Origin of the sequence: Micromonospora sp. C81, assembly GCF_018070425.1 — a bacterium.
Taxonomy (GTDB): domain Bacteria; phylum Actinomycetota; class Actinomycetes; order Mycobacteriales; family Micromonosporaceae; genus Micromonospora; species Micromonospora zamorensis.
In genome coordinates, this window is the sequence record NZ_JAGPXS010000024.1 from 72,846 (window position 1) to 94,947 (window position 22,102).

The following is a 22,102-nucleotide window of genomic DNA, read 5'->3' on the forward strand; positions in this document are numbered from 1 at the left end:
AGGCGCTTAGGCTGGTGCCCGTGAGCACGCCGACCCGGGTCTACATCGCCCGTCTCGCCGGAGTCGCCGTCTTCGACCCGAACGGTGACCAGGTGGGGCGGGTTCGTGACGCCGTGGCACGGCTGCGGGCGACCAAACGACCCCCGGAGGTGGTGGGCCTCGTCGCCGAGATGCCGATGCGCCGCCGGATCTTCCTGTCCATCAACCGGATCACGTCCATCGACGTGGACGCCGTCGTGCTCGGCTCCGGCACCCTCAACCTGCGCCGGTTCGAGAAGCGCCCGAACGAGCTGCTGGTGCTCCAGGAACTGCTGGACCGACGGGTACAGCTCGACCCGGGCGGCCAGCCCGGCGCCGTCGTGGACGTCGCGATGGACTGCAGCCGGGGCGGCGAGTGGTCGCTGACCCGCGTCGCCGTACGGGAGCAGACCGGTCGGCTCAGCCGCCGCGGCCACCTGCACCAGGTCGAGTGGGACCGGGTGCGCGGGCTCAGCGGCATCGCCGACAACCGGGGTACGGCCAACCTGCTCGCCGTCCTGGAGGACATGCGCCCGGCCGACCTGGCCAACGCGCTGCAGGACCTGCCCGACGCCCGGCGCAACGAGGTCGCCGCCGCGTTGGACGACGAGCGGCTGGCCGACGTGCTCAGCGAGCTGCCCGAGCACGACCAGGTGGAGATCCTCGCCGCCCTCGACCGGGAGCGGGCCGCCGACGTACTGGAGGAGATGGACCCGGACGACGCCGCGGACCTGCTCAACGAGCTGCCCCCACCGGAGCAGGACGTGCTGCTGGACCTCATGGAGCCGGACGAGGCCGACCCGGTGCGTCAGCTCCTGAAATACACGCCCGGCACGGCGGGCAGCGTGATGACCTCGGAGCCGGTCATCCTGCCGCCGGACGCCACCGTCGCCGAGGCGCTGGCCCGGATCCGGGAGCCACAGCTCTCCCCCGCCGTCGCCGCGCAGGTCTTCGTGACCCGGGCGCCGCAGATCACCCCGACCGGCCGCTACCTGGGCATGGTGCACTTCCAGGCGCTGCTGCGTGAGCCGCCGGCCGACCTGCTGGGCAAGGTGGTGGTCAACGACATCGACCCGCTGCGCCCCACCACCCCGTTACCGGAGATCACCCGGCGGATGGCCACCTACGACCTGGTCGCCATGCCGGTGATCGACCGGAGCAACCGGCTGGTCGGCGCCGTGACAGTGGACGACGTGCTGGACCACTCGCTGCCCCGGGACTGGCGGGACCGCGACGCCCTGACCGGCCCGGGCACCACCGACGTGGGGCTGGACGGCGCGGATGGCTGAGCAGCGGCGGAACGAGCGGCTCGACCAGCCACGCGAGCCCCGGGGCATCAAGCTGCCCCGGTTCGACGCGGAGGCGTTCGGCCGGTGGTCCGAGGGCATCGCCCGGGGCATGGGCACCGCGAACTTCATCGTCGTCATGACTGTGGTGATCGCGATCTGGTTCGTCTGGAACACGTTGGCCCCGACGGACCTGCGCTTCGACCCGTACACCTTCACGTTCCTGACCCTGGTGCTGTCGTTGCAGGCCAGCTACGCGGCGCCGCTGATCCTGCTGGCCCAGAACCGGCAGGCCGACCGGGACCGCGTGGCCCTGGAGGAGGACCGGCGGCGAGCCACCGCGCAGAAGGCGGACACCGAGTACCTGGCGAGGGAGATCGCCGCACTGCGGATCGCGATGGGTGAGGTGGCCACCCGCGACTTCCTCCGCTCCGAGCTGGCCCGGCTGGCCGAGGAACTGGACGAGGCGGGGCAGCGCCGGCAACGGCTGGAACGCCGCCAGCAGGACAAGGACATCCGGCAGGAGAAGCGCGGCAGGCGACCGACCGACGGTGTCGGCCTGGACGAACCACGCGACGACCTGGACGGCGACTTCGCCCGGGACGCCCGGCCGGACGGCACCGGGCCCCGCCCAGCGGACGGCTGATCAACAGGTCATCGATTGGCTCACACCGCCCCGGCCAGCGGCGGCAGCGGATGCCCCGCGACGTAGCATTGCGGGCATGTCAGCACCCGTGAGCACCGTCGAGGACGCGATCCAGGCCGCCCTGGCCACCGTCAACGACCCGGAGATCCGCCGGCCCATCACCGAGCTGGGCATGGTCCGCTCCGCCACGATCGGTGCCAGCGGTGTCGTACGCGTCGAGCTGCTGCTCACCGTCGCCGGCTGCCCCCTGAAGGACAAGCTGCGTAACGACATCACCGCCGCCGTTGCAGCGGTGCCCGGCGTCACCGGCGTGGAGATCGACTTCGGTGTGATGAGCCCCGAGCAGCGGCAGGGGTTGCAGTCGCAGCTGCGCGGCGGCGGCGCCACCGAGGAGCCCGTCATCCCGTTCGCCCAGCCCGGCTCGCGCACCCGTGTGTACGCGGTTGCCAGCGGCAAGGGTGGCGTCGGCAAGTCCAGCGTGACTGTCAACCTGGCAGCGGCCCTCGCCGCCCGCGGTCTCTCCGTCGGCGTGGTCGACGCGGACATCTACGGCCACTCGGTGCCCCGGATGCTCGGCACGGAGGCCCGGCCCACCCGCGTCGAAGACATGATCATGCCGCCGCAGTCGCACGGCGTGAAAGTGATCTCCATCGGCATGTTCACCTCCGGCAACGCCGCGGTGGTGTGGCGCGGCCCGATGCTGCACCGGGCGTTGCAGCAGTTCCTGGCCGACGTCTACTGGGGCGACCTGGACGTGCTCCTGCTCGACCTGCCCCCGGGCACTGGTGACGTGGCCATCTCGCTGGCCCAACTGCTCCCCAACTCGGAGATCCTGATCGTCACCACGCCACAGACCGCCGCCGCCGAGGTGGCCGAGCGGGCCGGTGCGATCGCCCTGCAGACCCACCAGCGGGTGGTTGGCGTCATTGAGAACATGTCCTGGCTGGAGCTTCCGGACGGCTCACGGATGGAGATCTTCGGTGCCGGGGGTGGCACGGCCGTCGCCGAGTCGCTGAGCCGGACCATCGGCGCGCAGGTGCCGCTGCTCGGGCAGATCCCGCTGGACACGCGGGTGCGCGAGGCCGGCGACGCGGGCAACCCGATCGTGCTGGCCGATCCGGAGTCCCCGGCTGCGCAGGCGCTCAACTCCGTCGCCGACCGGCTCGCGATGCGCCGTGAGTCGCTGCTCGGGAAGCCGCTCGGCCTCAAGCCCGCCGGTCGCTGACCACCACGAACACCGCCAGCCCGTCGGCCACTGTTGGCCGGCGGGCTGAGTCGTGTCTGCGGGTGGGCGGTCCGGCCGCGCGGCGCATGGTCAACTCGGGTTTCTGAAAGTCGGGGCATTCCTCGCCGATTTAAGACCGACTTTCTGAAACCCGAGCTGATCAAGGCGAGCGCAGGCCCGCGCGAGCACGAAGGCAGGCCGCAGAGGCAGAGCCGAGCGCGGGCCGAGCCGAGCACGCGGGGTCGGTCAGGTGGCGTCGTCGTAGCTGACGCGGGGGGCCGGCGCCGAGGGGCTGGTGGTGGCCGTGCCGGGCCGGGCGCCGTCCGACCTCAGGTCGGCGGCGCTGGCCACGTCCTTGAGGTCGTCGTGCACGCTGCTGACGTCGGCGCGCAGGTTGTCGTAGACGCCCTGCAACGGCTTACGGATCGCCGCCTCGTCCTCCTCGCTGAGGAGGTGCTTGCGGATGAACGCCTTCGGGTGCAGGTCCTCCAGCTGGATGTCGGTGCCCAGCTCGCGACTCAGGTCACCGGTGGCGTTGCGGGCCATGTTGCGCAGGTTGCGCACCAGCCGCAGGCCGTCGGTGATGACTGCGGGCAGCCGGTCACCGAAGATCAGCAGCGCCAGGAGCAGCAGCGCTCCGATTTCCCACCAGTTCAGGTTGTCGAGCATCCCGCTGGCCTCCTCTCGGCGTCAGCAGCAAGACTACGCACGCCGGGAGGCGTTCGGGCAAGGGGTGAGCCGCTGTTCACTTCGCGTCCGCGGCGAGAGTTACCGAGGTGTTCTGCCGGTCGGAGCCCCGCCGGAACTCGACGGTCACCACCGATCCCGGCGCGTACTTGCGCACCAGCGCGGTCAGGTCCGTCGGCTCGGTCATCGGCCGGCCGTTGATCTTGAGGATCACGTCGCCGACCTTCAACCCGGCGCCGGCCGCCGGGCCGGACGGCTCCACCTCCGCCAGCCGCAGGCCACCCCCGAGAGCCCCGGTCGGGCCGTCCACGCGGGCGCCGATCACCGTACGCCGGGCCTTGCCGGTGCCGATGATGTCCTGGGTCACCCGCTTGGCCTGGTTGATCGGGATGGCGAAGGCGAGGCCGATGTTGCCGGCCTCCTGCCCCTCGGCGACCAGTGACTTGATGGTGGAGTTGACCCCGACCACCCGTCCGGCGCCGTCGACCAACGGCCCGCCGGAGTTGCCGTGGTTGACCGCGGCGTCGGTCTGGATCGCCGCGTAGTAGCGCACCGGCCCGCCCGGCTCACCGGCCTGCATCGTCCGGTCCAGGGCACTCACGATGCCGGCGGTGACCGTGTTGGCCAGCGAGAGCGGTGAGCCCATGGCGAGCACCGGGTCGCCGACGGCCAGCGCGTCGGAGTCCCCGAACTCCACGGCCCGCAGGCCGGGCCGACTCACCTTGATCACGGCGATGTCCGATTCCGGGTCCTGACCGACGATGGTCGCCGGCGCGGTGCTGCCGTCGTTGAAGACCACCGAGGCCTTGCCGGTGCCGCCGGCCACCACATGGTCGTTGGTGATCACATGACCGTCGGCGGTGGCGATGAAGCCGGAGCCCTCACTGGTGCCGCCGAGACTGCTCACCCGCACGGTGACCACGCTGGGCAGGACCCGCTCGGCGACACCGGCCAGTGACTCCGGCTTGCGCTGGGCCAGCGCCGGGGCCTCCGCCGGCGCACCGCCGAGCACCACCTCACCGGCCCCGCCGCGGACCGCGAACGCGTAGCCGAGCGCGCCGCCGAGGGTGCCGGCCAGCAGAGCGGTGAGTACGGGGATGAGCAGCAGGTGACGCAGCGTCGGTCGGCCCGGCGCGTCCGGGTCGGTGACCGCCTCGGGCTCGGTGCCGGTCGCCACCACGCCGGGCACCACCACCGCGGTCGGCGCAGCCGGGTCCCGCCATGGATCGGCAAGCGCGTCCGACCACCAGGGCGACGCCCCTGCCGTGCCGGACGTGCCGGGTGCCGGCCAGCTCGGCGAGGGCCCAGCCGGGCCGTAGGTGCCAGGTGCCGGCCAGGGCGACGCCCCGGCTGAGCCGTACGCGCCAACTGCGGGCCAGGGCGGCGGCCCAGCCGGGCCGTACGTGCCGGGTGCGGGCCAGCTCGACGAGGGCCCGCCAGGCGGCACAGCGGCCCCGGGCGTCGTCGGCGGGTGCCCTGGTGCCGGGCCGCCGGCTGACGGCACGATGGGCACGTTGCCAGCCCCTGGCGTGGTCGGCGATCCCGCCGGAGGGGTCCCTGCCCCGGGCGGTCCCGCCGGGGTCTCACCGCCCCGGCGCCAGTCCCAGCCGTCGGTCACGTCGGTGCCTCCCAGTCCGTCCCCGGATCCCGCGCCGCGTCGCCCGGCCACGGGCCGGTTCGGTCGCGGCTGACGGGATACCGCCTCCAGGATTGCACGGATGCCCGCGATGGAGTCACCGCTTGCCCCGGTGATCGCAACAGGCGGAGGCGCGGCTGCGCCTCATGACGGTCGCCTCTACGCTCACAGTGCCAACCCGCCCCCGCACCACGCACCGCCCCCGGAGGTGCCCCATCGCCACGGTCGCCGGTTCCGGCAGTTCGACGGCACAGGCTCAACAGTTCGCCGAGTCGTACGTCACCGAGGACCTCGTTCTGCGCACCGCCCGCAGCCTGGCCCGGGAGGTGGGCCTCGACGCGGTCACCCCCGGCGCGGGAGCTGCGCTGCGGCTGCTGGCCGCTGCCGGCAACGCCCGCGCCGTGGTGGAGATCGGCACCGGCACCGGGGTGAGCGGCGTCTGGCTGCTCCGCGGCATGCGCGCCGACGGCGTGCTCACCACCATCGACGTGGAGGTGGAGCACCAGCGGATCGCGCGACGGATCTTCGCCGAGGCGGGCTTCGCCGCCGGCCGTACGCGGATCATCACCGGTCGCGCGTTGGACGTGCTGCCCCGGCTCGCCGACGGCGCGTACGACCTGGTCTTCGTGGACGCGGAGGCCACCGGCTTCCACGCCTGCGTGGAGGCGGCGCTGCGGTTGTTGCGCCCGGGGGGCGTGCTCGCGCTCAACGGTGTGCTGGCCGGTGGCCGGATCGGTGACCCGGCTGCTCGGGACGCGGAGACGGTGACCGTCCGCGAGACGATCAAGGCGGTCCGGGAGTCGGAGCACTGGATCCCCGCTCTGCTTCCGGTCGGCCACGGGGTGCTCGCCGCGGTGAAGTGCTGACCTGGTCAGTCGACGCTGGCCAGCCAGCGCAGCAACCAACGGACGCCCCAGCCGGTGGCGCCTCGGCTGACCTCGGCGTGGTCGCCGTCCGCCCAGGACGGGGCCGACATGTCCAGGTGCAGCCAGCGGTCGCGTAGGTCGCCGGTGAACTCACGCAGGTAGAGGGCGGCCAGCACCGAGCCGGCACCCTGCGCCGGCGCGCTGTAGAGGTCGGCGATCTCGCTGCCCAGGTATTCGACGTAGTCGCCGTGCAGCGGCATCCGCCACACCGACTCGCCGGCTGCTTCGGCCGCGGCCCGCACGTCGGCGGCCAGCTGGTCGTTCTCGCTGTACAGGGCGGCGGTGCGCTTGCCCAGGGCTACGGCGTTGGCGCCGGTGAGGGTGGCCAGGTCGAGCAGCAGGTCCGGCTTGAGCTGCTGCACCGCGTACGCGAGCGCGTCGGCGAGGACCAGCCGGCCCTCGGCGTCGGAGTTGGTCGTCTCGCTGGTCGTGCCGCCGTAGTGCCGGACGACGTCGCCGGGGCGGAACGCGGAGCCGCTGACCATGTTCTCGGCGAGCGGGGCCAGCGTGGTGACCCGCACCGGCAGCCGCAGCATGGCGGCGCCCAGGGTGGCGGCCACGACGGCGGCGGCGCCGGCCATGTCCTTGCGCATCAGTTTCATCGCCGGCACCGGCTTGATCGAGATGCCGCCGGTGTCGAAGGTGATGCCCTTGCCGATCAGCACCACGTGCGTACGCGCGTCGGCGGGGTGCCAGTCCAGTTCGACGAGTCGGGGGCCGCTGGCCGAGCCGCCGCCCACGGCGAGGATGCCGCCGAAGCCCTCGGCGGCCAGCTCGTCCGGGCCACGGACCCGCAGCCGCAGGTCCGGCAGGTCGGCTGCGGCGGAGGCCACCTGCTCGGCGAACCACTGCGGGTTCTTCAGTGAGCTGGGGGTGTTGGTCAGGTCGCGGGCGAGGTGGGTCATCGCCGCGGTGGTCTGGGCCGTGGTGACGATGGCCTCGAACGCGCCCGGGTCGGCCAGCAGCAGATCGACGCTGCTGAGCGCCGGTGTGGTGCCCGCCTCGGTCATGCGGAACCGGTACGGGGCGAGCAGCAGCCCCTCGGTGAGCCCGCGGACGGCGGCCGGAGTCACGCCCTCCGGCAACGCGATGGTGATATGGATCTCATCCGCGGCGGAGCGGGCCAAGGCCGCGCCAGCCGTCCGCCAGGCCGCCTCGTCGCCGTCACCGATGCCGAGCAGCAGCAGCCGGCCGGGAGTACGCCCGGGGCGGAGCTGGGTGTGGATCTCACCGGCCCGTCCGCTCAGTCGGGCCGCCGGCACCAGCGCGGCGGCCTCGTCGGCCGTGCCGTCCGGGGGTGCCACGGCGGTCGAGACGGGCTCGGCCGAGGTGTCACCTCCCGCTGCCGCATCGGCGGTGCGGACAGGCAGGACGAGCACGTCGAGCCGGTCGGGCTCGGCGATCAGACGGATGGCGAGCACGCGGGACCGTACCTCCAGGAAAGTGTCGCGGAGCGGAACCGAGCCCGCCTGCCCGCGCCGATGAAGACCCTGAGCCACCGGCGTTACCGGTGGCTCAGGGTCGCAAGAACGCTCCGGGCGGCGTGAGCCGCCCGGACCACTCCTTACTCAGCCGGCCGCTGCCTTCAACGCGTCACCGAGCGCGTTGGCCTCGTCGGGAGTCATCTCGACGACGAGCCGGCCACCGCCCTCCAGCGGGACCCGCATGACGATGCCCCGCCCCTCCTTGGTGACTTCCAGCGGACCGTCGCCCGTCCGCGGCTTCATCGCCGCCATGTTGTCTCCCCTCAGACCTACACCAGGGTCGGTGGGTTGCCCCACAGCCACTTCGTCTCGACCACCCGCAACGGTCACGGGGGTGTCGACCAACGATTTTCCCTGATGAACACCGCCGGACCCAAACCGGAGCAGCATTGATGTAACAGCATCTAGCTTATCTTGAGAAGGCCTGTCACAATGTGCGGTCATGCAGGCACGGTCGGCACTCTTCGACCTGTACGGCGACCACCTCCGTCCGAGGGGTGGCCGTGCACCCGTTGCTGCCCTGGTCAAGCTGCTGGCGCCGCTGGGAATCGCACCGCCAGCCGTTCGCACCGCAGTGTCTCGGATGGTGCGCCAGGGCTGGCTGGAGCCACTCCGATTGGTCTCTGGACCGGGATATTCGATCACACCAAAAGCAGCCCGACGACTCGACGAGGCAGCGGCCCGGATCTACCGGACCGGCCGGGTCACCTGGGACGGCCGGTTCGATCTGCTGGTGCTGGAGGCCCCCGGCTCCCGACGGGACCGGCAGCGGCTCGCCTCCAACCTGAGCTTCCTCGGCTACGGCACCCTCGACGAGCAGACCTGGGTCGCCACCCGTCCCGCCGAGGACGTGGACCTGCTCCTCGCCGAGGCCGGCATCCGGTTCGAGCGGTTCACCGCCTCGCACTTCGCCGGCACCCCCGGCGCGATGGGTGTGGTTCGGCGGGCATGGAACCTCACCGAGATCGGTCACGCCTACGAGCGGTTCGTCGCGGACCAGCGCCCGCTGCTCGCGGCGGTCACCGTGCGCAGCAGCGACGAGGAGGCGTACGCGACCCGGTTCCGGCTCGTGCACGCGTGGCGTACGTTCCTGTTCCAGGACCCGCAGCTGCCCCCGGCGCTGCTGCCCGAGCGCTGGCCCGGCACCGCCGCGGCCAGTTTCTTCGACCGGCACGCGGCACGTCTGCGTCCGGCCGCCGACCGGTACGTCGAACAGTGCCTCGACGCCGGCAACCGCCTCGTCCGACAGAAGGGTCGTTAGACACGTGACCGAGCCGCTGCTGGTCGACCGGACCGACGCCGTCGTCACCCTCACGCTGAACCGGCCGAACGCGATGAACGCGCTCGACGTGGCGCTCAAGGAGGCGCTGCGGGACGCCCTGGCGGAGCTGGAGACCGACCGATCCTGCCGCGCGGTCGTGCTGGCCGGGGCGGGCGGATCGTTCAGCGCCGGCCAGGACCTGCGCGAGCACGTGTCGACCCTGGAGAACTCCGCCAGTGACCCGCTGGGCACCGTGCGGGCGCACTACAACCCGATCGCCGCCCGGCTGGCCAACCTGCCCAAGCCGGTGATCGCCGCGGTCCGTGGGATGGCCGCCGGGGCAGGCGCGTCGTTGGCTTTCCTCGCCGACATCCGCATCGGCGGGCCGACGACCAGTTTCCTGATGGCCTTTGCCAAGGTCGGCCTCGCCGCCGACACCGGCGCCTCCTGGACGCTGCCCCGACTGGTCGGCCACGCCAAGGCGGTGGAGCTGCTGCTGCTGGCCGAGCCGGTCCGCGCCGAGGAGGCCTGCCGGCTGGGGCTGCTCAACCGGATGACCGACGACGACGAGCAGGTGCTGCCGGCAGCACAGGAGTTGGCCGCCCGCCTCGCCGCCGGCCCCACCGTCGCGTACGGGGCGATCAAGCGGCAACTCTCCATCGCCGACGCCGGCACCCTCGCCGACGCCCTCGCGGCCGAGGCGCAGGCCCAGTCGATCTGCGGTGCCACCGCCGACCACAGGGCGGCCACGCTCGCCTTCGTCGCCAAGCAGAAACCGGTCTTCGAGGGACGCTGAACGCGATTCGGACGCCGCCCTTACCGTCCTCGAACACGGGCCACCTAGCGTCGGCCGGTATGAGCGATCGTGAAGCGGTGGCGCACCTGCTGCGCCGGGCCACCTTCGGGCCGACCGCGGACGAGGTGGACGCGGCCGAGCGGGCCGGCCCGGCGGCGACGCTGGACCGGCTGCTCGCCCCCGGTCGGGCCGACCGTGGTGCGGCCGCCACTCCACCGCCGACCCTGGCCGCAGACCCGTACGCCCGGCTGACCGGCGAATCCACCCGGGAGCAGCGGCAGCAGGCCAACGCGGAGCGCCGTGAGCAGCTCCAGCAGGTCACCGGGTGGTGGCTGGACCGGATGGTGGCCGCCGAGGACGGGCTGACCGAGAAGCTGCTCTTCTTCTGGCACGGGCACTGGGCGACCAGCGCTCAGAAGGTCAAGTCCGCGCGGACGATGCTGGGCCAGTTGGAGACGCTGCGCCGCCACGGACGGGGGCCGCTGGGCCCGCTGGTCGCGGCGATGGTGCGCGACCCCGCCCTGATCATCTGGCTGGACGGGCAGAAGAACACCCGCAAGGCACCGAACGAGAACCTGGCCCGCGAGCTGATGGAGCTGTTCACCCTCGGCATCGGCAACTACACCGAGGCGGACGTGAAGGCCGGCGCGCGCGCCCTGACGGGCTGGGTGGTCGACCGGCGTACCGGTGTCGCCCGGTTCGAGGCCAGGCGGCACGACCCCGGCGAGAAGACCATCCTCGGGCAGAGCGGCCGGTTCGACGCCGAGGCGTACGCCGGGCTGCTGGCCGCCCAACCCGCGGCGGCGACCTTCGTGGCCGGGCGGCTCTGGTTCCGCTACGCCGGCACCGAGGTCCCGGCACCGGACGGCCTGGCCGGCGCGGACACCGCCGCGAGCCTGCGCGCGCTCTTCTCCACGCCGGCCTTCGCCCAGTCCCGGGGCACGCTGGTCAAGCAGCCGGTGGAGTGGCTGGTCGGTGCGCTACGCCAGCTCGGCATCCGACCCTCCGCCCTGCCCGAGCAGCAACGCAAACAACTGCTGGCCGGTCTGAACGCCTTGGACCAGGTGCCGCTGCGACCGCCCAGCGTGGGCGGCTGGCCCGCCGGGGCGGCCTGGCTGACCACCTCGTCGTTGCAGGCCCGGCTGCGCACCGCCGGGATGCTCGCCGCCGCAACGGCACCAGCGGTGCTGGCCCGGCTGACCGCCGCGCCCACCGCCGGCCGACCGGACGCGCTGGCCCGACTGCTGGTGGTCGACGGCTGGAGTGCGCGCACCCGTGCCGCCCTCACGCCGCTGACCGACGAGCCCCGCAAGTTGCTGGCCGCCGGCCTGGTCAGCCCCGAATACACAGTCAGCTGAGCGGAGGAGTCGACATGGACACCCTGACCCGACGCAGGTTCCTGCTGACCAGCGGGGTGGTCGGCGCGGGCGCGCTGGCCGCCGGAGCCGGCGCGTACAGCCTGCGGGACCTGTTGGACACCAGCGGGGACCGCGATCCGCAGGCCCGCACGCTGGTGCTGGTGACCCTCTACGGCGGCAACGACGGGCTCAACACGGTCATCCCGTACGGCGACCCGGCCTACCGGGCGGCCCGCCCCGAGCTGGCGTACCCGGACGGGGAGGTGCTGCGGTTGGACGACGACTTCGGTCTCAACCCGGCGCTGGCCGGCCTGCACCAGCGCTGGTCCGGCGGCGGGCTGGCGATCGTGCGCGGGGTCGGCTACCCGAAGCCGGATCGCAGCCACTTCCGGTCGATGGACATCTGGCACACCGCGCAGCCGGACCGGCCGGGCAACACCGGGTGGCTGGGCCGTTGGCTGGACTCCGCCGGCGGCGACCCCCGGCTGGCGGTCTCTTTCGAGCCGGCGCTGCCGCCGCTGCTGGCCGGGGCGCAGAGTGCCGGCGCCGCCGTGCCGGTGACCGAACGGAAGGCCGCCAAGGGCCTGTCCGCAGAGACGCTGGCCGCGCTCGCCGCCGCCCAGGCCGGTGAGTCGGCGGCCCGGAGCCGGGCCGCCGCCTGCTTCGCCGACCTGCGGTCGGTGGACGAGATGATCCGCCAGGTACGCGACGCCGCCGACCCGGACACGGCGGACCCGGATGGCGAGCAGGCACCCGCCACGGCGACGGGCGGGGCACGGACCCCGCTGGACGCGCAGCTGGACCTGGTCGCGCAGTGCGTCGAGGCGGGAGTGTCCACGCGGGCGTTCTCGGTGTCGCTCGGTGGCTTCGACACGCACGCGGACGAGAAGCAGTTGCAGGCCGTCCTGCTGGGTCAACTGGACCGGGCGTTGACCGGGTTCGCCGACCGGATGAGCCGCACCGAGGCGGGTCGGAAGGTGGTGGTGGCGGTCTACTCCGAGTTCGGCCGGCGCGTACGGGCGAACGCCTCGGACGGCACCGACCACGGCACCGCCTCGGACGTGCTGCTGCTCGGCGCGGGCGTACGCGGCGGTTGGCACGGAGCGGCGCCGAGCCTCACCGACCTCGACGACGGCGACCTGAAGTTCACCACCGACTTCCGGGACGTCTACGCCACCCTGCTGGAACGGGTGCTGGACACCGACCCCGGCCCGATCCTCGCCGACTGGCGGGGACGAGTGGACAACCTGCTCTAGTCGTCCTCTTCCGGGTCCTGATTGGCCTCCGCGCCCAGCACGAACGCCTGCATGGCCAGCTCGTCGCCGGCCGGCGAGACGAAGGCGGGCAGCTCGCGGGGGCCCAGCTCCTGCACGTAGGACCAGAACAGCCGGACCGCCTCGGCTGGCGTGGCGGCCTCGATGGGCAGGTCGAGGCTGACCAGCCAGGTGCGCCGCGCCGGGGGCGGGCCGAGCTGGTCGGCCAGCGCCCGGAAGGCCGCCGGCTCCAGCGCGGTGACCGGCCCGTCGAGCGTCAGCAGGTCGGCCGGCGCCGGCTCGTCGAAGGCCCTGCGGGTGTACGCCACGACGAGCGTCCCCGGCTCGACGTCGGACTGCGGGTCGTCCGGGTCTTCCCGGTGGCGTTGACCCGTCGCGGCGACCCGACCGAGCGCCACCAGCCGCGGCGGCGCGTCGACCAGCACCGCCACCTGGTCTCCCGGCCCCGGTCGGACGACGCCGGTCAGACCGGTCAGCTCCAACGTGTCGTGGTGCACGAGCCGCTCGGCTTCGTACCGTTCGGCTGGCAGCAGCACGGCCCAGGTGCCCACCCCGTCGGCACGGCCGGGGCCACCGGCCCGGTACGCGGTCTCGGTCGTCATGCCTGCAATCTCATCATGTCGCCGATGGGAGGGTGACGTGACAGCCGACGATGTGATCGTCGACCATGCCGGTGGCCTGCATCAGCGCGTACGCGGTGGTCGGGCCCACGAACCGGAAGCCGCGCTTCTTGAGCGCCTTGGCCATCGCCGTCGACTCTCCAGTGATCGGCGCCAGCTCCGCGAACGAGGAGGGACGGGCCGGCCGGCGCTCCGGAGCGAAGGACCAGAGCAGCGCGGACAGCCCCTCCGGCAGCTCCAGTGCGGCGCGGGCGTTGGCGATCGCCGCCTCGATCTTGGCCCGGTTACGGACGATGCCCGCGTCGGCCAGCAGCCGGGTCACGTCGGCATCGCCGTATGCGGCGACGGTCGGGAGGTGGAACTCGTCGAAGGCCAGCCGGAACGCCGGGCGCTTGCGCAGGATGGTCAACCAGGACAGGCCTGACTGGAACGCCTCCAGCGTCATCCGCTCGTAGAGCGCGTCGTCGCCGCGCAGAGGCCGCCCCCACTCGGTGTCGTGGTAGACGGCGTAGTCGGGGGTGCTCGACCCCCACGCGCAGCGCGCCAGGCCGTCGGCGCCGATCACCAGGTCTGTCACCTCGTACACGCTAGGGCATCGCACCGACACCCCATTGCCACCGGGCGTTCGGCTGCCTAAGGTGCTTGTTACCGACCGGTAGCTCGGGGTCACCCAGCGGTGTGCCCCGACCGGCGACGGCGAGCGGAGGCCGCGCGATGAAGGAATTCCCGGACGTCATCGCCTGGTCGATCCCGGCCTTCGTGCTGCTCATCGTGCTGGAGCGGGTCTCCTACCTGCTGCACCGCGACGACGACGAGGTCGGCTACGGCGGCGCCGACACCGCGACCAGCATGGCGATGGGCCTGGGCAGCATCTTCACCGACCTGCTCTGGAAGGTTCCGATCGCCGCCGCGTACGCGCTGCTCTACGCGCTCACCCCGCTGCGGGTTGCCGAGGTCTGGTGGACCTGGCCGCTGATCCTGCTCGCCCAGGACTTCTTCTACTACTGGTCCCATCGCGGCCACCACGTGATCCGGATCCTCTGGGCCTCGCACGTGGTGCACCACTCGTCGCAGCGGTTCAACCTCTCCACGGCGCTGCGCCAACCATGGACCGGGCTGACCAGTTGGGTCTTCTACATCCCGCTGATCCTCATCGGCGTACACCCGGCGGTGGTCGCGTTCTGCGGCTCGGTCAACCTGCTCTACCAGTTCTGGATCCACACCGAACGCATCGACCGCATGCCGCGCTGGTACGAGGCGGTGTTCAACACCCCGTCGCACCACCGGGTGCACCACGCCTCCCAGGGCGGCTACCTGGACCGCAACTTCGGCGGCATCCTGATCGTCTGGGATCGGCTCTTCGGCTCGTTCGCCGCCGAGCGGGAGCGCTGCGTGTACGGCCTCACCAAGAACGTCGGCAGCTACAACCCCGTCCGGGTGGCCTTCCACGAGTACGCCTCGATCGCCCGGGACCTCCGCGCCGCGGCGACCTGGCGGCATCGGGTCGGGCACCTCTTCCGAGCGCCGGGCTGGCAGCCGGCGCCGGGCGCGGTCAGGGCAGTTGGCCCTGCTCGACCAGACGGGCGAACCTCTTCAGCGCCTGGGTGAGGCCGAGCTTGGAGCCGGGCCAGAGCAGCGGCCAGGCCAGTCGACCGGCCCGGCCGCCCGGCAGGTGGAACCACTCGTGCCAGACGACCTGGGTGCGGGCCCGGCCCAGCTGGGTGCAGCGCAGCACGCCCGGGCCGCGCAGCAACTGACCGTGGTGCACGACGCCGATCTCGTACGGTTCGTCGACCCGGACCACCCGCATCTCGTCGCGCAGCGTGGCCCGGCCGACCGCGGTCACCGCCTCGATCCGGCTGCCCTCGCGCCCGTCACCCTCGACCACCCGGACACGGGTGAACGGGATCCAGTCGGACTGGCGCTCCCAGGCGAGCAGCGCGGCGAAGACCTGCTCCGCCGGGGCGTCGACGATCACCGTGGCGGTCACCTCGCCGGCGCCGGGTTGGGCTGCCTCCCGAAGGTCGTCAGCGCCTCCCGGGTCGGTCACGCCGACTCCGACCGGACCACCACGTCGCGCTGCCCGGTGCCGTCGGCGGACGCGCCGTCGGTCTGCTCACGATCGCCGTCGGTCGGCTCACGATCGGTCGGCTCACGATCGGTCGGCTCACGATCGGTCGGCTCGCCGTCGAGCGGGGCCACACCGTCGGAATCCGCCGGGGACGACGTGGCGGCGGGCAGCGGGTCGGCGTCGGAACCCACGACATTGGTCGATGACGCGTTGTCGTCCGAGTCGGCCACGTCCGCGGTCGTCGCCTTGCTGGCGGACTGCTCACGGGCCTGGCGCAGCGCCTCCGCGTCGTCGGTGCGGCCTTCACGCAACGCGGTGACCTCCGCCTCCAGTACGCCGATCAGCTCGGACTTGTAGCCGATGTCGTAGGCGGCGCGGCGCATCGCCTGATCGACCTGGGCCATCCGGTACCCGCGCAACCCGGTGTCGAAACGGACCGCCCCCACGTCGGATTCGCGCAGCGGACGGGTGCCCGGCAACGCCACGGCCTGGGAGTCCGGTTCGGTGGGCACCAGGCCGGGATCGCGGCCGCTGACCAGCACCGTCACGCCGAATATCACCGCCGCGACGGTCAATGCCACGACCAGAAGGAGCAGAAGCTGACCCATGTACTGATCGTGGCATGGCAGCCGGCCAGGAGCGACCCCGCCACCCGTTCCGATCATGATCGGTGCGGACTCCCGCCCACGGTTCTCCTCCGTCGACCGACTAGCGTCGGGACCGGCCGACGCGGCGGCGACGGCGCGGACTCTCAGGAGGCGGCATGGCGGGGGCGCTTCGGCTGGGTGGGCGCACGTTCGCCCCCGGCGAGCTGGTGGTGATGGCGATCATCAACCGCACGCCGGACTCGTTCTTCGACCGGGGGGCCACCTTCGCCGCCGACAGCGCCCTGCGCGCGGTGGAGCGGGCGGTGGCCGAGGGCGCGGCCATCATCGACATCGGCGGGGTCAAGGCCGGCCCCGGCGCGGACGTGGGCGCCGCCGAGGAGATCCGGCGCACGGTGGACACCATCGCCGCCGTCCGGGCCGCGTTCCCGGAGGTGGTCATCTCCATCGACACCTGGCGCGCCGAGGTGGCGACGGAGGCCGTGGCGGCCGGCGCCGACCTGCTCAACGACACCTGGTCGGGTGCCGACCCGGCGCTGGCCCGGGTGGCCGCGCAGACCGGCGCGGGCCTGGTCTGTTCGCACGCCGGCGGCCTGGTCCCCCGGACCAGGCCACACCGGGCCGCCTTCGACGACGTGGTCGCCGACGTGGTGACGACGGTGACCGGGCTCGCCGAGCGCGCGGTGGCGGCAGGGGTACGCCCCGACGGCATCCTCATCGACCCGGCACACGACTTCGGCAAGAACACCCGGCATTCCCTGGAGATCACCCGCCGACTGGACGAGCTGACCTCGACCGGCTGGCCGGTGCTGGTGGCGCTCTCCAACAAGGACTTCGTCGGCGAGACGCTGGACCTGCCGGTGGCCGAACGGCTGGAGGGAACGCTGGCCGCGACGGCGGTGTCGGCCTGGCTGGGCGCCCGGGTCTTCCGGGCCCACCAGGTCGGCCCCACCCGCCGGGTGCTGGACATGGTGGCCTCGATCCGGGGTGACCGCCCGCCGGCAGCGACCCGCCGGGGGCTGGCCTGACCGGTCGTCGCCGTAACCGGCCGCGAACGGCCGGGCGGGCCGACACGATCGCCGGAGGTCGTGACGCTCAGGTCCAGCGGAGGATGTTCCTGCGCCAGGCATAGAGGATGCCGAGCGCGAGCACCGCCACGAACACCGCCATCTCCACCACCGTCACCAGGCCGAAGCCAGGCCGGTCGAAGACCACCGCCCAGGGGAAGAGGAACACCGCCTCGACCGCGAACAGCACGTACAGGTACGCGTACACGTAGTAGCGGATCTGCATCTGCGCCCAGTCCGCGCCGACCGGGTCGAGACCGCACTCGTAGCTGGTCCGTTTGCCGGGCGGGTCAGCCGGACGCGCGGGACGTAACACCCGGTTGGCCGAGAACGCCGTAACGAAGAACAGGACGCTGGCGAGCAGTAAGAGCCCGAGCGTCGCGTACGAGCCCAGGTATCCGGTCACAGTTCGGGAGCCTACCGTCCGCCCGAAGGCGTCGTCCCAAACACGTTACGGATTTGTTTCCGGACGGGACTAGTGCACCAGGGCAACTGTTACCGAATACTGGACCCCCACCCACGGCACGGAGGACAGATGGCCCGCGTGAAGGCATTGCCCGGTCTCCGGGCGGAGGTGCGACGTACCGCGCCCTCGCTGGCGGCCGCGCTCGCGCTCGGCCTGCTCACGGCGCTCGCCGTGGGACCGACCGGAGCCAACGCGGCGACGCCGGAGCCCGAGCCGGTCGTGATGGTGACCGACCCGGTCAGCGAACCGGAGACCACCGCGTCGCAGGATCCGACCCCGACCGAGGAACCGACGGATCCGGTGCCCACCGACCCGGCACCGGAGACCACCGCACCCGCGCCGGAGACGACGCCACCGCCACCGGTGACCACCGCCCCGGAGGTGCCTCCGGCACCGACCACCACCGCGCCCGCGCCCGGCGGACCACCGACGGCGGTGCCCCCGATCGCGCCGCCACCCCCGGTCCCGCCGGTCCGCCCGCCTCCCCCGGGCTCGGCGGCGCCGCCGCCGCCGAGCCCGTTGGGCGTCCAGGTCACCACCCAGGACGTCACCCTCACCGAGGCCTACTGGAACGCCGCCAGCACGGCCACCACGTTGCAGGTCACCGTCAACAACACGGGCACGACCGCGCAGCGGATCAGGCTCTCGTACACGCTGCCGGCCGGGCTGACCGACGTCGGCACGAAGGGCTGCACCGCCGCCGGTAACGGCACGTACCGCTGTGGGGCCTGGACAGCCGAGGCGGGCGTACGGTTCAGCGCCCTGCTCCGCCTGCGGGTCGACGGCAGCGCGTGGAAGCAGATGCCGCTCGCCGGCTCCGTCCAGGTCGTCGCGGACGCGCCCGGAGTGCCCGGGGAAGCAAAGGACGACCAGGGCTTCGCGGTGCTCTTCCCGCCCGGCCCGCCGGCGGCCGGGATCGCTCTCGCCGCCGACGAGGTGGCCTTCGACATCAGCGGCACCGCCAGCACCCTCGCGCTCCGACTGGGCAACACCGGCGCGGTGGACGCCACGGGCCAGGTCGAGGTCGTGCTGCCACCCGGGGTGACCGTTCCGACTCCGCCGCCCGGCTGCGTGGCGGTCGACCCGACCCGGACCCGCTGCGACGCGGGCCTGGTGGCGGCGGGCAAGACCGCCGAGTTGCGGCTGCCGGTGGAGGCGACGCCGGAGGCCCAGCGGGCGGCACCGCTGTCCGGTGCCCTGATCGGTCAACTCGACCCACGCAGCGGCGCGACCCGGCAACTCCAGATGAGCTTCCGGATCACCGCTGCGGCCGCGCTGGCCACGCCGGTGGTCTCACCGCCCGCACCGACCGGTTCCCAGGGCGTACTCCCCGGGGGTGCTGCCAACGGCGACGGCGGGATGACCTCGGTGCAGCGCACCGCGATCATCCTGATCGTGGTCTCCACGCTGCTGGTGGTGCTCGCCCTCACCCTGGCCACTGTCTCGCTGCGCCGCCGCCTCAACGGCCCGGCGCCCGGGCCCGCGCCCAACCCGGTCGAGTGATCGCCGGCGACCCCGCCGCACCCGGTCGGGGTCGCCGTGGTGATCCAGTGGTGATCTGAATTACGGCGGGCGGGGCGTAACACCGCAAACCGGTACAATCCGCAGCGGTTAGGGGTCCCAGTCGGCGGACCTCCGGGGATGGTTAGGGCTCCCTTAGACGTAGGCTCTCAGGTGAGGTACGACAGCGGCCGGACCAGCCTGGGGCGGTGCGGTGACACGTTGCGTCAAGGAGGTTCCGTGGCCGGGCATGGCGAGTTTCTGCGAGCCCCGCAGTCGCGAACGAAGGTGGCACAGTGACCAAGCAGATCCGTCAGCTCGACCGGGTGGTCATCCGATTCGCCGGTGACTCCGGCGACGGCATGCAGCTGACCGGCGACCGGTTCACCTCGGAGACGGCGCAGCTCGGCAACGACATCTCCACGCTGCCAAACTTCCCCGCCGAGATCCGGGCTCCCGCCGGCACCCTGCCCGGTGTGTCGAGCTTCCAGGTGCACTTCGCCGACTACGACATCCTCACACCGGGCGACGCGCCGAACGTGCTGGTGGCGATGAACCCGGCGGCCCTCAAGGCCAACCTGGCCGATCTGCCGCGCGGCGCGGACATCATCGTCAACACCGACGAGTTCACCAAGCGCAACCTCGCCAAGGTCGGCTACCAGGCCAGCCCTCTGGACGACGACTCGCTGGCCGGCTACGTCGTGCACCCGGTGGCGCTGACCTCGATGACGGTCGGTGCGCTCGCCGCGTACCAGGTTTCCAAGAAGGACGCCGAGCGGTCGAAGAACATGTTCGCCCTCGGCCTGCTCTCCTGGATGTACTCCCGGCCCTTCGAGTCGACGTTGCGCTTTTTGGAGCGCAAGTTCGCGGCCCGTCCGGAGCTGGTCGCGGCGAACGTCGCCGCCTTCAAGGCCGGCTGGAACTTCGGCGAGACGACCGAGGACTTCGCGGTCCGCTACGAGGTCAAGCCGGCGAAGATGAAGCCGGGCACCTACCGCAACATCACCGGCAACGCGGCGCTCTCGCTGGGACTGGTCGCCGCCGGGGTCCGGTCCGGGCTGCCGGTCTTCCTCGGCGCATACCCGATCACGCCCGCCTCCGACATCCTGCACGAGCTGAGCAAGCACAAGCGCTTCGGCGTTCTCACAGTGCAGGCCGAGGACGAGATCGCCGCGGTCGGCGCCGCGCTGGGCGCGTCGTACGGCGGCTCGCTCGGCGTGACCACCACCAGCGGCCCCGGTGTGGCGCTCAAGAGCGAGACGATCTCGCTCGCGGTGGCGCTGGAGCTGCCGCTGGTGATCGTGGACGTGCAGCGCGCCGGCCCGTCGACCGGCATGCCGACCAAGACCGAGCAGGCCGACCTCAACATGGCGCTCTACGGCCGGCACGGCGAGGCGCCCGTCGCGGTGATCGCACCCCGGTCACCGTCGGACTGCTTCTTCGCGGCGCTGGAGGCGGCCCGGATCGCGCTGACCTACCGCACCCCGGTGATCCTGCTGTCCGACAACTACGTCGCCAACGGTTCGGAGCCGTGGCTGCTGCCCGACGTGGAGTCGCTGCCCGACCTGCGGGTCGAGTTCGCCACCAAGCCCAACGGCGACGACGGCACCACCTTCCTGCCCTACCTGCGCGACCCGGAGACCCTGGCCCGCCCGTGGGCGATCCCCGGCACCGCCGGGCTGGAGCACCGGATCGGCGGCCTGGAGAAGGCCGACAAGACCGGCGACATCTCGTACGACCCGGCCAACCACGACTTCATGGTGCGGACCCGGGCGGCCCGGATCGAGACGATTCCGGTGCCGGACATCGAGGTGGAGGACCCGGACGGCGACGCCCGGGTGCTGGTCCTCGGCTGGGGCTCGACGTACGGGCCGATCGGCGCGGCCTGCCGCGGGGTGCGCCAGCGTGGGCTGTCCATCGCCCAGGCACACCTGCGGCACCTCGCCCCGATGCCGGCCAACCTCGGTGAGGTGCTGCGCTCGTACGACAAGGTGGTCATCCCGGAGATGAACCTGGGTCAGCTCGCCCACGTCATCCGGGCCCGCTACCTGGTCGACGCGATCAGCTACAACCAGGTACGCGGCCTGCCGTTCACGGCCGCCGAGCTGGAGACGACGCTGGAAGAGGTCCTGAAGAATGTCTGAGCCCGTCGCCCTCAAGCTCACCGCGAAGGACTTCAAGTCCGACCAGGAGGTGCGCTGGTGCCCCGGCTGCGGTGACTACGCGATCCTGGCGGCCATCCAGCAGTTCATGCCGGAGCTGAACATCCCCCGGGAGCGCACGGTCTTCGTCTCCGGGATCGGCTGCTCGTCGCGCTTCCCGTACTACATGAACACGTACGGGATGCACTCGATCCACGGCCGCGCCCCGGCGATCGCGACCGGCCTGTCGGTGTCCCGGCCGGACCTGTCGGTCTGGGTGGTCACCGGTGACGGCGACGCGCTCTCCATCGGCGGCAACCATTTGATCCACGCGTTGCGGCGCAACGTCAACCTCAAGATCCTGCTGTTCAACAACCGGATCTACGGTCTGACCAAGGGCCAGTATTCGCCCACCTCCGAGGTCGGCAAGGTCACCAAGTCGACCCCGTCAGGCTCGGCGGACGCCCCGTTCAACCCGCTCTCGCTCGCGCTCGGCGCGGAGGCCAGCTTCGTCGGCCGGACCATCGACTCGGACCGCAAGCACCTCCAGTCGGTGCTGCGGGCCGCCGCCGAGCACGAGGGTTCGGCGTTCGTGGAGATCTACCAGAACTGCAACATCTTCAACGATGGGGCGTTCGAGCAGCTCAAGGACCCGTCCACGCGGGACGACTACCTGATCCGCCTGGAGCACGGGCAGCCGATCACCTTCGGGGCCGACGGGCAGTTCTGCGTGGTGCACCCGCCGGGTGGCTTCGGCCTGGAGGTCCGGGAGACCAGCTCGGTCCGCCCGGAGGAGATCGTCGTGCACGACGCGACGGTGACCGACCCGGCGTACGCGTTCGCGCTGTCCCGGCTGCCCGGTCTCGACCTGCGCAACACCCCGATCGGTGTGTTCCGCTCGGTGGACCGGCCGTCCTACGACAGCGTGGTGCAGAGTCAGCTCGCGGCCGCCAAGGCGACTGTCACCGAGACCCCCGAGCAGCAGCTCGCCGGCCTGCTGGGCAGTGGCGACACATGGACGATCCTCTGACCCGT

General features: G+C 72.3%; 22 protein-coding genes. 13 read left to right on the plus strand and 9 right to left on the minus strand.

The features are described 5' to 3' along the window. The first annotated feature begins 20 nt into the window (after positions 1-20). From KBX46_RS28850 to KBX46_RS28860, 3 genes are all read left to right on the plus strand, one after another. The gene (locus KBX46_RS28850) at positions 21-1,307 is read left to right on the plus strand and encodes a magnesium transporter MgtE N-terminal domain-containing protein (protein ID WP_088951368.1); all 1,287 of its coding nucleotides are present in this window, start codon (positions 21-23) and stop codon (positions 1,305-1,307) included. Further along, positions 1,300-1,950, plus strand: a complete 651-nt coding sequence (locus KBX46_RS28855; protein ID WP_141907805.1) for a DUF1003 domain-containing protein — start codon at positions 1,300-1,302, stop codon at positions 1,948-1,950. The genes KBX46_RS28850 and KBX46_RS28855 overlap by 8 nt, the downstream gene beginning before the upstream one ends. Before the next feature lie 76 nt (positions 1,951-2,026). Beyond that, a complete protein-coding gene (locus KBX46_RS28860; RefSeq protein ID WP_210795084.1) occupies positions 2,027-3,175 on the plus strand; it encodes an Mrp/NBP35 family ATP-binding protein in 1,149 nt (382 codons plus the stop codon). Positions 3,176-3,421: 246 nt separating this feature from the next. Here the strand turns inward: KBX46_RS28860 and KBX46_RS28865 are convergent, their stop codons facing one another. Together KBX46_RS28865 and KBX46_RS28870 are read right to left on the minus strand one after the other, a co-directional pair. Then, positions 3,422-3,844, minus strand: a complete 423-nt coding sequence (locus KBX46_RS28865) for a preprotein translocase subunit TatB (RefSeq protein WP_210795086.1) — start codon at positions 3,842-3,844, stop codon at positions 3,422-3,424. 76 nt (positions 3,845-3,920) lie between these two features. After that, positions 3,921-5,042, minus strand: a complete 1,122-nt coding sequence (locus KBX46_RS28870; protein WP_374223694.1) for a S1C family serine protease — start codon at positions 5,040-5,042, stop codon at positions 3,921-3,923. A gap of 602 nt (positions 5,043-5,644) precedes the next feature. Here KBX46_RS28870 and KBX46_RS28875 point away from each other — a divergent pair. After that, positions 5,645-6,364: an O-methyltransferase gene (locus KBX46_RS28875; protein WP_256440149.1), complete on the plus strand. Its 720-nt coding sequence runs from the start codon at positions 5,645-5,647 to the stop codon at positions 6,362-6,364. 5 nt (positions 6,365-6,369) lie between these two features. On the opposite strand, the gene KBX46_RS28880 is transcribed toward KBX46_RS28875, so the two are convergent. Beyond that, entirely contained in the window at positions 6,370-7,845 is a 1,476-nt protein-coding gene (locus KBX46_RS28880; protein WP_210795090.1) for a M17 family metallopeptidase, read from the minus strand. A gap of 147 nt (positions 7,846-7,992) precedes the next feature. After that, complete coding sequence (locus tag KBX46_RS28885; protein WP_007455245.1) at positions 7,993-8,160, minus strand: DUF3117 domain-containing protein; 168 nt, start codon at positions 8,158-8,160, stop codon at positions 7,993-7,995. A 190-nt stretch (positions 8,161-8,350) separates the two neighbouring features. Between KBX46_RS28885 and KBX46_RS28890 the strand changes: the two genes are divergently transcribed. The 4 genes from KBX46_RS28890 to KBX46_RS28905 are packed head-to-tail and all read left to right on the plus strand — an operon-like array spanning position 8,351 to position 12,579. Further along, complete coding sequence (locus KBX46_RS28890; RefSeq protein ID WP_088951363.1) at positions 8,351-9,169, plus strand: PaaX family transcriptional regulator C-terminal domain-containing protein; 819 nt, start codon at positions 8,351-8,353, stop codon at positions 9,167-9,169. 4 nt (positions 9,170-9,173) lie between these two features. After that, positions 9,174-9,965 (plus strand): enoyl-CoA hydratase-related protein, encoded by a 792-nt coding sequence (locus KBX46_RS28895; RefSeq protein WP_210795092.1) that lies wholly within the window; start codon positions 9,174-9,176, stop codon positions 9,963-9,965. Between the two features lie 59 nt (positions 9,966-10,024). Beyond that, the gene (locus KBX46_RS28900; protein WP_210795094.1) at positions 10,025-11,323 is read left to right on the plus strand and encodes a DUF1800 family protein; all 1,299 of its coding nucleotides are present in this window, start codon (positions 10,025-10,027) and stop codon (positions 11,321-11,323) included. 14 nt (positions 11,324-11,337) lie between these two features. Next, a complete protein-coding gene (locus KBX46_RS28905; protein ID WP_210795096.1) occupies positions 11,338-12,579 on the plus strand; it encodes a DUF1501 domain-containing protein in 1,242 nt (413 codons plus the stop codon). On the opposite strand, the gene KBX46_RS28910 is transcribed toward KBX46_RS28905, so the two are convergent. After that, positions 12,576-13,199 (minus strand): hypothetical protein, encoded by a 624-nt coding sequence (locus KBX46_RS28910; protein WP_210795098.1) that lies wholly within the window; start codon positions 13,197-13,199, stop codon positions 12,576-12,578. The two genes, KBX46_RS28905 and KBX46_RS28910, sit on opposite strands and share 4 nt — an antisense overlap. A 13-nt stretch (positions 13,200-13,212) precedes the next feature. Beyond that, positions 13,213-13,794, minus strand: a complete 582-nt coding sequence (locus KBX46_RS28915; RefSeq protein WP_210795100.1) for a DNA-3-methyladenine glycosylase I — start codon at positions 13,792-13,794, stop codon at positions 13,213-13,215. 137 nt (positions 13,795-13,931) lie between these two features. On the opposite strand from KBX46_RS28915, the gene KBX46_RS28920 reads away from it, so the two are divergent. Then, a complete protein-coding gene (locus KBX46_RS28920) occupies positions 13,932-14,825 on the plus strand; it encodes a sterol desaturase family protein (RefSeq protein WP_210795102.1) in 894 nt (297 codons plus the stop codon). Here KBX46_RS28920 and KBX46_RS28925 read toward each other — a convergent pair. Both KBX46_RS28925 and KBX46_RS28930 read right to left on the minus strand, forming a co-directional pair. Further along, complete coding sequence (locus KBX46_RS28925) at positions 14,770-15,267, minus strand: SRPBCC family protein (RefSeq protein WP_099850281.1); 498 nt, start codon at positions 15,265-15,267, stop codon at positions 14,770-14,772. The genes KBX46_RS28920 and KBX46_RS28925 overlap by 56 nt on opposite strands. After that, a complete protein-coding gene (locus tag KBX46_RS28930; protein WP_210795104.1) occupies positions 15,264-15,896 on the minus strand; it encodes a DivIVA domain-containing protein in 633 nt (210 codons plus the stop codon). Before KBX46_RS28930 ends, KBX46_RS28925 begins: the two co-directional genes overlap by 4 nt. A gap of 155 nt (positions 15,897-16,051) precedes the next feature. On the opposite strand from KBX46_RS28930, the gene folP reads away from it, so the two are divergent. Continuing rightward, the gene (gene folP, locus KBX46_RS28935; protein WP_210795106.1) at positions 16,052-16,921 is read left to right on the plus strand and encodes a dihydropteroate synthase; all 870 of its coding nucleotides are present in this window, start codon (positions 16,052-16,054) and stop codon (positions 16,919-16,921) included. Positions 16,922-16,988: 67 nt separating this feature from the next. Here the strand turns inward: folP and ndhC are convergent, their stop codons facing one another. Next, on the minus strand, positions 16,989-17,366 hold the full coding sequence (gene ndhC, locus KBX46_RS28940) for an NADH-quinone oxidoreductase subunit A (RefSeq protein WP_088951356.1): 378 nt from the start codon (positions 17,364-17,366) through the stop codon (positions 16,989-16,991). Between the two features lie 129 nt (positions 17,367-17,495). Between ndhC and KBX46_RS28945 the strand changes: the two genes are divergently transcribed. The 3 genes from KBX46_RS28945 to KBX46_RS28955 all read left to right on the plus strand — a co-directional run bounded on the left by KBX46_RS28945 (position 17,496) and on the right by KBX46_RS28955 (position 22,097). Beyond that, on the plus strand, positions 17,496-18,929 hold the full coding sequence (locus KBX46_RS28945; protein ID WP_210795108.1) for a hypothetical protein: 1,434 nt from the start codon (positions 17,496-17,498) through the stop codon (positions 18,927-18,929). Between the two features lie 293 nt (positions 18,930-19,222). After that, positions 19,223-21,070 (plus strand): 2-oxoacid:acceptor oxidoreductase subunit alpha, encoded by a 1,848-nt coding sequence (locus KBX46_RS28950; RefSeq protein WP_088951354.1) that lies wholly within the window; start codon positions 19,223-19,225, stop codon positions 21,068-21,070. Continuing rightward, the gene (locus KBX46_RS28955; RefSeq protein WP_210795110.1) at positions 21,063-22,097 is read left to right on the plus strand and encodes a 2-oxoacid:ferredoxin oxidoreductase subunit beta; all 1,035 of its coding nucleotides are present in this window, start codon (positions 21,063-21,065) and stop codon (positions 22,095-22,097) included. Before KBX46_RS28950 ends, KBX46_RS28955 begins: the two co-directional genes overlap by 8 nt. The last annotated feature ends 5 nt before the right edge of the window (positions 22,098-22,102 follow it).

Coding starts and splice junctions, on each gene's coding strand:
- KBX46_RS28855 (WP_141907805.1), top strand. CDS start 1,300: ATGGCTGAGCAGCGGCGGAACGAGCGGCTCGACCAGCCACGCGAGCCC.
- KBX46_RS28860 (WP_210795084.1), top strand. CDS start 2,027: ATGTCAGCACCCGTGAGCACCGTCGAGGACGCGATCCAGGCCGCCCTG.
- KBX46_RS28865 (WP_210795086.1), bottom strand. CDS start 3,844: ATGCTCGACAACCTGAACTGGTGGGAAATCGGAGCGCTGCTGCTCCTG.
- KBX46_RS28875 (WP_256440149.1), top strand. CDS start 5,645: ATGACGGTCGCCTCTACGCTCACAGTGCCAACCCGCCCCCGCACCACG.
- KBX46_RS28885 (WP_007455245.1), bottom strand. CDS start 8,160: ATGGCGGCGATGAAGCCGCGGACGGGCGACGGTCCGCTGGAAGTCACC.
- KBX46_RS28890 (WP_088951363.1), top strand. CDS start 8,351: ATGCAGGCACGGTCGGCACTCTTCGACCTGTACGGCGACCACCTCCGT.
- KBX46_RS28900 (WP_210795094.1), top strand. CDS start 10,025: ATGAGCGATCGTGAAGCGGTGGCGCACCTGCTGCGCCGGGCCACCTTC.
- KBX46_RS28905 (WP_210795096.1), top strand. CDS start 11,338: ATGGACACCCTGACCCGACGCAGGTTCCTGCTGACCAGCGGGGTGGTC.
- KBX46_RS28910 (WP_210795098.1), bottom strand. CDS start 13,199: ATGACGACCGAGACCGCGTACCGGGCCGGTGGCCCCGGCCGTGCCGAC.
- KBX46_RS28920 (WP_210795102.1), top strand. CDS start 13,932: ATGAAGGAATTCCCGGACGTCATCGCCTGGTCGATCCCGGCCTTCGTG.
- KBX46_RS28930 (WP_210795104.1), bottom strand. CDS start 15,896: ATGGGTCAGCTTCTGCTCCTTCTGGTCGTGGCATTGACCGTCGCGGCG.
- folP (WP_210795106.1), top strand. CDS start 16,052: ATGGCGGGGGCGCTTCGGCTGGGTGGGCGCACGTTCGCCCCCGGCGAG.
- KBX46_RS28945 (WP_210795108.1), top strand. CDS start 17,496: ATGGCCCGCGTGAAGGCATTGCCCGGTCTCCGGGCGGAGGTGCGACGT.
- KBX46_RS28955 (WP_210795110.1), top strand. CDS start 21,063: ATGTCTGAGCCCGTCGCCCTCAAGCTCACCGCGAAGGACTTCAAGTCC.